We start from the raw sequence: 12,283 nt of genomic DNA, 5'->3' as shown, positions 1-12,283 counted from the left end.
CCCGCATGTTCTCGAACCCCCTCCTCCTCGCCTTCCCCTTCTTCCTCCTCGCCTGTTTCCTCCTCTACTGGGCCGGCGCCCGCCACGCCTACACCCGCCGTCCCGTCGCCGAGCACGGCGACCCCGGCGCGTTCGACTGGCACTTCTTCGTGCCCTGCCGTGACGAGGAGGCCGTCGTCGCGACCACCGTCGGCCGGCTGCGCGCCGACCACCCGCGCGCCCACGTCTGGGTCATCGACGACGACAGCGACGACCGCACCGGCGCGATCGTCGCCGAACTCGCCGAGCGCGACCGGCGCGTGCACCTGGTGCGCCGCCACCGCCCGGAGGCCCGCCAGGGCAAGGGCGCCGCGCTCAACGCCGCGTACGACGAGCTGAACCAGTTCCTGTCCCGCGAGACCGACCGCGAGCGCGTCGTCGTCTGCGTCATCGACGCCGACGGCCAGCTCGACCCCAACGCCCTCGACATCGTCGGCGGCCCGGCCGGCTTCGCCGACCCCGAGGTCGGCGGCGTGCAGGTCAGCGTCCGGATGCGCAACACCGAGGACGAGCGCCCGCTGCCGGACCACGGCCGCGTCCGCAACGCCTTCGCCCGGCTCCTGGTCCGCATGCAGGACATGGAGTTCTCCGTCTCCAACGCCGGCATGCAGCTGCTGCGCGCCCGCACCGGCTCCGTCGGCCTGGGCGGCAACGGCCAGTTCACCCGCCTCGCGTCCCTGGACCGGATAGCCGCGGCCGAGCGCCGTCCCTGGCAGCGCGGCGCGCTGCTGGAGGACTACGAGCTCGGCCTGCACATGATCCTCAGCGGTGACCGGATCAACCACATGGCCGACACCTGGGTCTCCCAGGAGGGCCTGCCGCACGGCCGCCGCTTCCTGACCCAGCGCACCCGCTGGGCCCAGGGCAACCTCCAGTGCGTCCGCTACGCGCCGCGCATCGTCTCCTCGCGCCACTACGGCGGCAAGGGGATCCTGGAGACCCTCTACACCTTCCTCCAGCCCGTCGCCCACCTGGTCACCCTCGCGCTGTGCGCGGTCATGGCCGCCTTCCTGACCCTGACCGCCGTCGAGGACGGCGCCGGCGAGGCGTTCGGCGGGATGCTCGCCCTGTGGCCGCTGGTCCTGGGCCTGGCCGTGGTCTCCGTCCTGCCGTTCGTCCTGTGGGGCCCCGTCTACCGTCGGGACCGCGCCGACGACCGCTCACTGCTCACCGCGCTGCTGTGGGGGCTGGCGCTGTGGCTGTACGCGTACCACCTCTTCCCGGCGTCCGCCCGCGGCTTCGTCCGGATGCTGCGCGGCCGCAACGGCTGGGCCAAGACCCGCCGCAACGCGGAGAGCACCGCCGCCGGCCCGACCGCCATCGAGGCGTAAATCACAGCCGCTTTCCCGGAAGAGGAAGCAACCTCGGCTCCCGTTCCACCCTCTCACCGCCGGTGACACGTGTAGGTCCACGTGCCGTAGGTCATGGAACGGGAGCGTCGTAGCGTCGTGCGGATACCGGTACTCAGCAGTCGGATGCACTTGCTGTTGCTCACTTCCTGGGCCGTGCTGTGGTTCCTGGTGGTGGAGCCCAGCGGCGGCTTCTCCTGGCACTACCTGCGCACCGGCGGGGAGCTGATCTACAACGGCTCGCAGGACGGCGGCCTCAACCTCTACGCCCGCCATCCCGAGCTCCAGATGGGCCCCATCAGCTTCCTGGTCGCGGGCCTGTTCAACCCCTTCCCGGCCGAGGTCGGGCAGGTGCTCGCCGAGGCGTTCATGTCGGCGCTGGGCCTGCTGGTCCTGGTCCTGGCCGGACGCAGCGCGGCCCGGCACTTCCTGGGCACCGGCACCAACCACCAGCGGCTGCGGCGGCGCGTCCTCATCGCGGGCCTGGCCTTCATCCCGATGTGGATCGAGGTCTCCGTCCGCTTCGCGCACCTGGACGACGTCCTGGCCCTCTTCTTCACCGCCCTGGCCGTCCGCTGCCTGACGCGCGGCAACGCGGCGGCCACCGGCATCTGCATGGCCCTGGCCCTGGACTCCAAGCCGACCGCCCTGGCCTTCCTGCCGCTGCTGCTCGCCCTCCCGAAGGAGCGATGGCTGCGGGCGGGCCTGTGGTGCGCGGGCCTGGTCGCGGTGGCGTGGCTCCCCTTCTTCCTCGTGGACGCGCACTCCTTCGCGGCCGCGAAATTCACCATCCCCAACAGCCCGGCGTCGGCGCTGCGCTGGCTCGGCGGCAACACGCCGGAGACCCCGGACTGGGCCCGCCCCGCGCAGGCCGCGCTCGGCCTCGTGCTCGGCTCGGTCGCGGTGTGGCGCGGCCGCTGGGCGGCGGTGGTCCTGCTGGGCGCCAACGCCCGCATCCTCCTCGACCCCAGCGTCTACACGTACTACACGGCGTCCGTGCTCCTGGGAACCCTGCTGTGGGACGTGTGCGGGCAGCGGCGGCTGGTGCCGCTGTGGAGCTGGCTGGCGCTGGCGGTGCTGTACGGCAGCGTCTTCGTCGTCCCGGACGACTCGACGCGGGGGCTGCTGCGGCTGGCGTTCGTGGCGGTGTCGACGGCGTACGTGCTCCTCGCCCCGGTCCGCGACCGTCGCGACCGCAACAGCCACCGGTCGGTGGACCGGGTGGAGGGGGAGCCGGTGGAGGGCCCGTGGGGGCCGATGTGGGATCCGGGGCGGACGAGGCCGTGGTCGCGAGGGTGAGTTTCCCCTGGCCCGCCCTAACCCGTTTTCGCGGCTCCGCCGCTCGTCCTCAAGCGCCGGACAGGCCGATTCAGCCCGTCCGGCGCTTGAGGACAACCGCGCGAAGCGCGGTTTCCGGGGCCCAGGGGGCGGAGCCCCGGAAGAAACGGTGAAAGGGCGGGCCAGGGGCAAAACCCCCGACCCGCCCTCCCGGCACAGGGACTACGCCCCCGGCAACGCCGCCAGCTGCGCAGCAATCCGCTCGATGTCGGTCTCGGCCTTCGCCAGCCGCGTCCGGATCTTCTCCACCGCCTGCTCAGCCGCCTTCGCCAGGAACGCCTCGTTCCCCAGCTTCGCCGTGCACTGCGCCTTGTCCTTCTCCGCCGCCGCCAGCGCCTTGGCCAGCCGCTTGCGCTCGGCCTCGACGTCGATCGTGCCGGACAGGTCCAGCGCGACCGTCGCCCCCGCCACCGGCAGCGTCGCCGTCGCGGAGAAGCCCTCCCCCTCCGGCTGGAGACGCAGCAGCTGCCGGATCGCACCCTCGTGCGCGGCCAGCGACGTACCGCTCAGGTCCAGCCGGGCCGGCACCCGCTGCCCCGGCTGCAGCCCCTGGTCGGCGCGGAAGCGCCGCACCTCGGTGATGACCTGCTGCAGGTTCTCGATCTCGGTCTCGGCCGCCGCGTCCCGGAAGCCGCTGTCGGCCGGCCAGTCGGCGACGACCAGCGACTCCTTGCCCGTGAGCGTCGTCCACAGCGTCTCGGTCACGAACGGGACGACCGGGTGCAGCAGCTTCAGCGTGACGTCCAGGACCTCACCGAGCACCCGCGCCGACACGGCCGCCTGCTCGCCGCCGCCCATGAACGTGGTCTTGGACAGCTCGACGTACCAGTCGAAGACCTCGTCCCACGCGAAGTGGTACAGCGCGTCCGACAGCTTGGAGAACTGGTAGTCCTCGTAGAACGCGTCCACCTCGGCGACGGTCGCGTTGAGCCGGGACAGGATCCACCGGTCCGTCGCCGACAGCCGCTCGACGGGCGGCAGTTCGCCCTCGACCGTGGCGCCGTTCATCAGCGCGAACCGCGTCGCGTTCCAGATCTTGTTGGCGAAGTTGCGGGACGCCTGGACCCAGTCCTCGCCGATCGGCACGTCCGTACCGGGGTTGGCGCCCTTGGCGAGGGTGAACCGGACGGCGTCCGACCCGTACTTGTCCATCCAGTCCAGCGGGTCCACCACGTTCCCGAAGGACTTCGACATCTTCTTGCCGCGCTCGTCACGCACGAGACCCGTGAGGGCGATGGTGTGGAACGGCGCGACGCCGTCCATCGCGTACAGGCCGAACATCATCATCCGGGCGACCCAGAAGAAGATGATGTCGTGACCGGTCAGGAGCACGTCGGTCGCGTAGAACTTCTCCAGGTCCGGCGTCTTCTCCGGCCAGCCCAGCGTGGAGAACGGCCACAGGCCCGACGAGAACCAGGTGTCGAGGACGTCCGTGTCCTGGTGCCAGCCCTCGCCGCTCGGCGGCTGCTCGTCCGGTCCGACGCAGACGACCTCGCCGTCCGGGCCGTACCAGACCGGGATCCGGTGGCCCCACCACAGCTGGCGGGAGATGCACCAGTCGTGCATGTTGTCCACCCAGTCGAAGTAGCGCTTCGACATGTCCTCGGGGTGGATCTTCACCCGGCCGTCGCGGACGGCGTCACCGGCGGCCTGCGCCAGCGGGCCCACCTTGACCCACCACTGCATCGACAGCCGCGGCTCGACGGTCGTCGAACACCGCGAGCAGTGCCCGACCGAGTGGACGTACGGCCGCTTCTCCGCGACGATCCGGCCCTGCTCGCGCAGCGCGCCGACGATCGCCGAGCGGGCCTCGAAGCGGTCGAGGCCGAGGAACGGGCCGTGCACGGTGATGTTGCCGCGCTCGTCCATCACGGTCATCGACGGCAGGCCGTGGCGCTGGCCGATGGCGAAGTCGTTGGGGTCGTGCGCCGGCGTCACCTTGACGGCACCGGTGCCGAACTCCGGGTCGACGTGCGTGTCGGCCACGACCGGGATCGACCGGTCGGTCAGCGGCAGCTTGATCAGCTTGCCGATGAGGTGGGCGTAGCGCTCGTCCTCCGGGTGGACGGCCACGGCCGTGTCACCGAGCATCGTCTCGGCGCGGGTCGTGGCGACGACCAGCGACTCGTCACCCTCGCCGTAGCGGATGGAGACGAGCTCTCCGTCGTCCTCCTGGTACTCCACCTCGATGTCGGAGATGGCCGTGAGGCAGCGGGGGCACCAGTTGATGATGCGCTCGGCGCGGTAGATCAGCTCGTCGTCGTAGAGCCGCTTGAAGATCGTCTGGACGGCCTTGGAGAGGCCCTCGTCCATGGTGAAGCGCTCGCGCGACCAGTCCACACCGTCGCCGAGCCGGCGCATCTGGCCGAGGATCTTGCCGCCGTACTCCTCCTTCCACTGCCAGACGCGGTCGACGAACTCCTCGCGGCCGAGGTCGTGGCGGGACTTGCCCTCCTCGGCGAGCTGCTGCTCGACCTTGTTCTGCGTGGCGATACCGGCATGGTCCATGCCGGGCAGCCACAGCGCCTCGTAGCCCTGCATGCGCTTGCGCCGCGTGAGGGCGTCCATCAGCGTGTGCTGGAAGGCGTGGCCCAGGTGGAGGGAGCCGGTGACGTTGGGCGGGGGGATGACGATCGTGTACGGCTTCTTGTCGCTCGTCGCGTCGGCCGTGAAGTAGCCCCGCTCTACCCAGCGCTCGTACAGCGGCCCCTCTACTTCGGCCGGCGCGTACTGGGTCGGCAGTTCGGGGGTGCTGTTGTTTGGCTGCTGAGTGTTCTCGGTCACGGACCGGATTCTACGGGGAGGGGGCGGCGGGCCACGAATGCGATTCCGCCCCTCGGCGGCCGGGGTGCTCCCGGGGCCGGGCCCGGCGCGCCCGTGGGCGGCTTCCTCCGGCTCCGGTCCGGGACCGGACGGGGACGATGTGAGGCCCCGCACGGTCGTCCCTCGTCCTTCGTCCTTCCGGACGCGCTCCTCGACGAGTCCGCGAAGGACGGACCTCGACGACAAGGACACCGCGGACCTCGGCGTCGCCGACGGCAGGCCCGTGATCGTCCACTGCACCGACGACTCCTCCGGGCGGACCGGAGCGCGCTCGGGGCGTGATGCAGGGCCCGGGCGGCAAGGCGATGTCGGCGAAGGAGCTGTCGGAGGCGACGGCTAAGGTGCGGAGCGAAGTTCGTCAGGAGAAGCAGCGTCCGCGGCAGCGGGCGAACGGGGGGATACACAGTGCGCTTCAGCACGCCGTACGGGCCGCCGCAGGTACCGGTACGAGCCGTCAACTGACGGCCGCCGCGCTCCTCTTCCCCACTGTTCCGAAACCGTTGCGCGCCCGAGGTAAAGCCGGGATAAGCCATCGGTGAGGATTGCTGCCCGAGTTCCCCCCACGCCGAGAGAGACACAGACACACCATGAGCTACCCCCAGCCGGGTCCGTACGGCCAGCAGCCCCAGCCGCCGCAGGGCGGCGCCCCCAACCCGTACGCCCAGGGCGGCGCCCCGGGCTACGGCTACCCCCAGCCGGGCCAGCCCGCTCCCTACGGCGCACCCCCGCAGCAGCCCTACGGCCAGCCGCCGATGCCCCCGTACGGCCAGCAGCCCGGCATGCCCGGCCCGTACCCGCCGCCGGTGCCGCCGCAGAAGGGCGGCGCGGGCAAGACGGTCGCGATCGTGCTCGGCGCGCTGGTGCTGGTGGGCGCGATCGTGGGCGGCGCCGTGGTCTTCCTGAACAAGGGCGGGGACGGCGGCAGCACGGTCGCGGACGACGGGAAGAAGTACAAGCTGACGACGCCGGAGACGGTGGCGGGTGAGTACCAGAAGGACGCCTCCGCCCCGAGCTCCTCCACGCAGGGAAACGTGGACGAAGAGCTCAAGTCATATGTCACCAACCCGGAGAAGGTATCGGCCAGTTACAAGGCCGGGACGGGGCTGTCGCCGAAGCAGCTGAAGTTCTCCGGCATCTACGGCGACATCAAGGACCCCGAGGCCCTCGTGGACGCCTGGTTCGCCAAGGCCAAGGAGAACTCGGAGAAGCAGGCCAGCTCGGGCAAGCTCGAGGGCAGCCCCCAGAAGGTTTCGCCCAGCGGGCTGGAGAACGCCGTGATGAAGTGCCAGGTCGCCAAGACCAGCCTGGGCACGAAGACCATGGACGTCACTCTCTGCGTCTGGGCCGACCACAGCACTGCCGCAACGGTGGTCCCTGTGGACGCCGCCTCGATGATGAGCGGCAAGAACATGTCCATGGACGACGCCGCGACCATCACCGCCAAGGTCCGCAACGACGTCCGCGTAGAGGTCAAGTAACCCCCCGATGAGCACCCACCAGCCGGCCCCCTACGGTCCTCCGCCACAGCACTCGTACCCGCCGCCGAAGCGCGGCAGGGGCAAGGCGATCGGCGCGGGGGCCGGCGTGCTCGCCCTCCTCGGTACCGTCGTCGGCGGCTACTTCTACTTCCAGAACGGAAGCGACAGTTCCGCCCCGGACGATGGCAAGCCCCACCGCCTCACCGCGCCGGAGACTGTGGTCGGCGGCGCGTACGAGAGGAACGGCAACGCGTCCAGCGGCAGCGCACGCGACCTGGAAGCCGCGAAGAAGGCGGGCGTTCGCGACGCGCACCAGGTGGGCGCGAGTTACAAGTCCGCCGACGCGTCACGGAGGACGCTGGCCTTCGGCGGCGTCTACGGCGAGCTGAAGGACCCGGAGGAGGTCGTGGACAACATGTTCACGGGCCTGAAGGAGAAGCAGCGGAAGGACCCTCGCTACGAGGACGGCATGCGATCCGAACTCGCGGGGAGCCCACAGAAGTTCACTCCCAAGGGGCTCAACGGTGCCGTGCTGAAGTGCCAGGAGGTCAAAACCGTCTCGAAGCCGGGGGCGGACGTCATGACGATGCCGCTGTGCATCTGGGCCGACCACAGCACCCTCGGGCAGCTGGGGCTGCTGGACGCTCTGGGCATGGTGACCGGCAAGGGCCCCACGATGGACGAACTGGCCGGTATCGCCGCGAAGGTACGCACCGAGACACGGGTCGCGATCACCAAGTAGGCAGCACAGCGGGAACAGCGGAGGGAGACCCATGAGTTCCGACCAGCCCAACCCCTATGCGCAGGGCGGCGGCCCCGGCTACGGCTACCCGCCCTCGGCCCGGCCGCCGAACCCGTACGCCGGGCAGCCGAATCCGTACGGCCAGCAACCCGGCCCCTACGGCGCCCCGCCGCTCCCGCAGCAGCCCCCGTACGGCCACCAGCCGGGCATGCCGCCCGGGCCCTACGCGCCACCGCCCATACCTCCGCAGCCGAAGCGCGGCGCGGGCAAGGCGATCGCCATCACCGCCGGTACGGCCGTCGTCATCGGCGCCCTACTCGGCGGCTTCTTCTACCTCAAGGACGGAGGCGGCAGTTCGGTGCCGGACGACGGCAAGCGCTACAAGCTCACGGCACCCGACACCGTCCTCGGCGACTACAAGAAGGACACCGACGACCCAGGCGGCGGCGATGACGACTTCGGGCCGAAGGACAAGGCCGAGGCCCGGGAGATGGGCATCGCCGACGCGGAGACCAGCGGCGCCGACTACGGGGCCGGTGACGGCCTCGGCAAGAAGCAGCTGATGTTCAAGGGGGTCTGGGGGGAGGTCAAAGATCCCGAGAAGACCCTTGACCGCCTCTTCGCCGTCATCCACAAGAAGGCCGAGAAGGACGCCTCCAAGAAGGACGGTGACAAGGTCGAACTCGAGGGCAGCCCTCAGAAGGTCACGCCCAAGGGGCTCGATCACGCCGTCATGAAGTGCCAGTTCATCAAGACCTCCGAAAAGATGGGCACATCCGGGCAGAGCGTGGACATCAAGATGCCCATCTGCGCGTGGGCCGACCACAGCACCGCCGTGATGGTCATGTCCATAGACGTGGCCTCGATCTTCAACAAGGGCAGCGCCAACGTCGATCAGACCGCGGAGATCGCGACGAAGCTGCGCAACGAGATCCGCGTCGAGATCAAGAAGTAACCGGCCCTCCGCTCCGTCCGGCCCCGACACGGCCGCCGCCGATGTGGGGTAACGCTGCACCCCGATCCCCGGCGTGTCTCGTACATTCCCTTACCCCGCTTCCCACTCATCAGGTTCCCGGCTGGTCCGTGGGCCCTCACTGAGCGGGAGCAGACGACGCGCCAGCAGCGTCCCGCGCTCCACTGGTGACCGTACGCCAACGCGTCTGCGGTTCCGCGAGAGGCACTGCGATCAGTCACCATCGGTCGTTATCGCGACGTGCAACAGGAGCAGGTCGAAGGCCGGACCGCCGGAGGCATTTCGGTACGGCCCGGCGTAGCGATACCCCAGGCGCCTGTAGAGAGCGTGTCCTCGCTCGTTGTCCGGGCGGGCGAGGAGCGAGGACCACTCGGGATCTAGGGCTTTGAGCAGTTCGGCATGCAGGCGAGTGCCGATGCCTTGGGACTGCCAGGGAGGCCGGACGGCCAACTCGCAGATGCCGACGAGACGGTCGGTCGACCGGGCCTGCTCGGGGACGTGGTCGATCAGTTGGGAGCCGAACCAGTAGTCGGGTGTGCATGGGAAGCCGTAACCGAAACCGATCAACGTTCCACTGGCATAAGCGCCGACGAGAGAGAAGCCCTCCTGCCTCAGATGGCCCGTGACCTGACAGTGGAATGCCTCGATGGGTGAGCCCCCGGCCCCGATCACACCCGGACCGAACTTTTCCGGGTGCGCGTCCGCCCAGATGTCGGTGAGCGTGTCCAGCAGCGGCAAGGTCTCCCCGGGGCCGTAGTACCGGATCACGGCTTCGGTTCGGTTGTCCGAGTACACGGGCCGTACTCCTTCTCAGGCGGAACGAACAGCGGTTCGGTACTCCTCGAGCCAATCGGCGACTGCCGAGTTACGGGAGTGCCGTTGCAACGCCCCGGCGACATTCTGCAAGCACTGAAGCAGACGGTCCGACCGCACCTCGGGAAGGAACGCCAAAGCCCTTCCCGCCGCTTCAACAGCGGCCTCCGGGTCGGGACGGTCCCGGACAGCATGCTGGACGGCCACATCGGTGATGTACAAGGCACGGTTGCGTGCGAAGCGCTCGCCGTGCAGGAGCACCGCCTGTTCGGCACCGGCAACGGCACGGTCGTGCTGACCGAGGTGGGCACGGTACAGAGCCTCCAGCCCGGCGAGCTCACCGGGGTGGAAGAAGTCCAGCCACTCGGGATCATCGTCTCGCATGCCCTGGGCATACAGGGTGTGGGCCTGGACCATGGCACGGTCGGTTGCCGCACGGTCGCCGGCGAGGGCCCAGCCTCCGGCCTCGCGCATCCATAAGAGCGCCAGCAGACGTGGCGAACCCAGCGTTCGGGCAGCGGCCTGGGCGGCTTGGGCAGCGGACACCGCCTCGCGGGGGTGCCCGGACGCTCTGGCGAGCAAGGACAAGGAACCGAACGCCTTCGCTTCCAACCCGCGATCGTTCGCGATCCGCGCAGAGGATAAAGCCTCGTTGTAGAGCGAGCGCGCCTCGGCGGCACGTCCGGAGTCGAAGGAAAGCCAGCCGACGGCGATAGCGAGGTAGCCAGTAGCAGACCTCAGCCTTTCCCCGGTCTCCTTGCTGTAGACACCATCCTGTAGCCAGCGGTACGCACTGTGCAGAACCTCGGTCGCGGCGCGACGGAGCTGAGCGGAGCCATGGTCGTGATCGTGCTGGTACATGCCCTGCACGAACTGGTCCACGCTCCGCACCTCGGCCATGCCGATCTTCCTGGAGGGCCCCGGCTGCCAGGTGCCGACAGGCAGCGCGACCGCCACACCAGCGCTGTCGAGCAGAAACGCGCGCCGCTCCACGTCACTCACCTCCGTCGCCCCGGCAGTATCCATAACGGCCGGGGCGTTGACGGTCAGTTGTATCGGGGCGATGCGGAAGCCGAGTTCGGCCATGGACCGGTTTGTCATCCGGGTAAGGACACGTCGGTACGCAGGGCGTGGGCAGGCGACAGTGCCGTCCTCCCAAGCGGCGACAAGCCTGCTCGTGCAGCCGACGTTCTCCCCCATCTCGCGCCCGGCGTCAACGACGGCCTTCGCGAATTCCTGCCGGCTCATCTGGAACTCCAGCTCCCGCACTGCGCGGAGCCGGAGATTGGGGGTACGTCGGGCAGGTGGCATGTCGCCTCCGAGTGGCTCCATGAGGCATCACCGGGCGCAGCGAACGTACCGCGCCCGGAAGGCTCATGCCCTCTGTTCGATTAACTCTCACTCTTCGAAAGGGACTTACATCGTTCTTGCATCCCCATGGCCTCGCTGGCGTGCCCTGAGCCGTGGTTGCCTCACACCACGCCGGAGAGCGTGCGGTTGACCGCTTCCCTTCCGGCATGCCTTCCGCCTCGCACAGGAGCCTCCTCATGTCTTCCGACAGCCGCGATCCGGCCCCGCCTCTCATGACCCTCATGACCGGCGAGACCCCTCCCCTCGACCTCGTCACCATCCGCACCACAATCCGCCGCGCCCTCCAGGAGCGCCCCTTCCGCCCGCCGGCACACGAGATCGCCGAACTCACCCGCACGCTCCGCGCGTACCTGAAGGCGATGCTCACCGAAGCACAGCACCGAGCCGACCAGTTGGAGCCCGACACCACCGCTCGCGACCGCTGGGACGCTCTCATCAGCCACGTCCTCGCCGACCTCGACTTCGGCGCCGGCACCGAGCGCCCCGTCCGGTGCGCGGCCCAGGCGTACCTCGAGATCCTCGCCCGCGACGCCCGCTTCCTGGCGGACTGCCTGGACGAGTAGCCGGTGGGTCCGGGGCGATTCCCACCCGGATATCCTGGCGGGTCGATCACTCATCCGAAGGAAGAGCCGTGAGCCCCGACCAGCCCCTCCCGTACGCCCTGCCCCCGTCCCCGCCGCAGAAGCGCGGCAAAGGCAAGCTGCTCGCCGCCGGCGTCGGCGTGCTCACCCTGCTCGGCACCGTCGGCGGCGGCTACTTCTACTTCGGCGACGGCTCCGCACGGGACCGGTACGAGCTGGCAACGCCCGGCACGCTTCTCGGCGAATACAAGAGGATTCCCGGCAGCGCCGACGGGCCCACCGACGCGTCGGACCGGAAGGACAACGAGGACATCGGCATCGTGGACTCCCACAATGCCGGTTCCGACTACACGGCCGGGAGCGGCTTCAACCCCAAGAAGCTGTTCTTCCACGGCGTCTGGGGCAAGATATCCGACCCGGAAAGAACCTTGGACAAGATGTTCTCCAAGCTCGCCGACGAACCCGCCAAGAATGCGGGCAACAGCAGCATGAACATCGAGGGCACCGCCCGCAAGGTCACGCCCAAGGGCCTGGACGGCGGCGCCGTGATGAAGTGCCAGTACTTCAAGCTCTCCAACGGGCAGATGGAGCTCAGGATGCCGTATTGCCTGTGGGTCGACCACAGCACCGCCGGCGCGGTCGGCACCGTGGACCCGTCGGCCGTCCGTGGCGGGAGCGCCCCCTCCCTCGACGCCGCCGCCGAGACCGCTGCCCGGGTCCGCCAGGAAGTCCGCGTGAAGACCGAGAAGTGACACCCGCACGGTAGTTTGACCGGC

Annotated in this window: 10 protein-coding genes; 7 read left to right on the top strand and 3 right to left on the bottom strand. The window is 69.6% G+C overall.

The window, feature by feature from the left end; translation table 11 throughout:
* Nucleotides 1-5 precede the first annotated feature (5 nt).
* Nucleotides 6-1,370 (top strand): glycosyltransferase, encoded by a 1,365-nt coding sequence (locus I5Q34_RS02165; RefSeq protein WP_199890341.1) that lies wholly within the window; start codon nt 6-8, stop codon nt 1,368-1,370.
* Between the two features lie 144 nt (nt 1,371-1,514).
* Nucleotides 1,515-2,687, top strand: a complete 1,173-nt coding sequence (locus I5Q34_RS02160; protein WP_199890340.1) for a hypothetical protein — start codon at nt 1,515-1,517, stop codon at nt 2,685-2,687.
* A gap of 201 nt (nt 2,688-2,888) precedes the next feature.
* Here I5Q34_RS02160 and I5Q34_RS02155 read toward each other — a convergent pair whose 3' ends face one another.
* The gene (locus I5Q34_RS02155) at nt 2,889-5,510 is read right to left on the bottom strand and encodes a valine--tRNA ligase (protein WP_199890339.1); all 2,622 of its coding nucleotides are present in this window, start codon (nt 5,508-5,510) and stop codon (nt 2,889-2,891) included.
* 626 nt (nt 5,511-6,136) lie between these two features.
* Here I5Q34_RS02155 and I5Q34_RS02150 point away from each other — a divergent pair.
* From I5Q34_RS02150 to I5Q34_RS02140, 3 genes are read left to right on the top strand one after another with little or no spacing between them, the layout of a single operon-like run.
* Entirely contained in the window at nt 6,137-7,027 is an 891-nt protein-coding gene (locus I5Q34_RS02150) for a hypothetical protein (protein WP_199890338.1), read from the top strand.
* A gap of 7 nt (nt 7,028-7,034) precedes the next feature.
* Entirely contained in the window at nt 7,035-7,769 is a 735-nt protein-coding gene (locus I5Q34_RS02145) for a hypothetical protein (RefSeq protein ID WP_199890337.1), read from the top strand.
* 31 nt (nt 7,770-7,800) lie between these two features.
* Entirely contained in the window at nt 7,801-8,724 is a 924-nt protein-coding gene (locus I5Q34_RS02140) for a hypothetical protein (protein ID WP_199890336.1), read from the top strand.
* 231 nt (nt 8,725-8,955) lie between these two features.
* On the opposite strand, the gene I5Q34_RS02135 is transcribed toward I5Q34_RS02140, so the two are convergent.
* A complete protein-coding gene (locus I5Q34_RS02135; protein ID WP_199890335.1) occupies nt 8,956-9,537 on the bottom strand; it encodes an N-acetyltransferase in 582 nt (193 codons plus the stop codon).
* A gap of 15 nt (nt 9,538-9,552) precedes the next feature.
* On the bottom strand, nt 9,553-10,641 hold the full coding sequence (locus I5Q34_RS02130) for a hypothetical protein (RefSeq protein WP_234428239.1): 1,089 nt from the start codon (nt 10,639-10,641) through the stop codon (nt 9,553-9,555).
* 461 nt (nt 10,642-11,102) lie between these two features.
* On the opposite strand from I5Q34_RS02130, the gene I5Q34_RS02125 reads away from it, so the two are divergent.
* Nucleotides 11,103-11,489 carry a DUF6415 family natural product biosynthesis protein gene (locus tag I5Q34_RS02125; RefSeq protein ID WP_199890333.1) on the top strand — a complete coding sequence of 129 codons (387 nt, stop codon included), beginning with the start codon at nt 11,103-11,105 and terminating at the stop codon, nt 11,487-11,489.
* Between the two features lie 68 nt (nt 11,490-11,557).
* Complete coding sequence (locus I5Q34_RS02120) at nt 11,558-12,259, top strand: hypothetical protein (RefSeq protein WP_199890332.1); 702 nt, start codon at nt 11,558-11,560, stop codon at nt 12,257-12,259.
* The last annotated feature ends 24 nt before the right edge of the window (nt 12,260-12,283 follow it).

It is taken from the genome of Streptomyces sp. AV19, from assembly GCF_015999245.1.
Taxonomy (GTDB): Bacteria; Actinomycetota; Actinomycetes; order Streptomycetales; family Streptomycetaceae; genus Streptomyces.
Note: the sequence above shows the minus strand (reverse complement) of the source record. Positions and strands in the feature narration are given on the sequence as shown.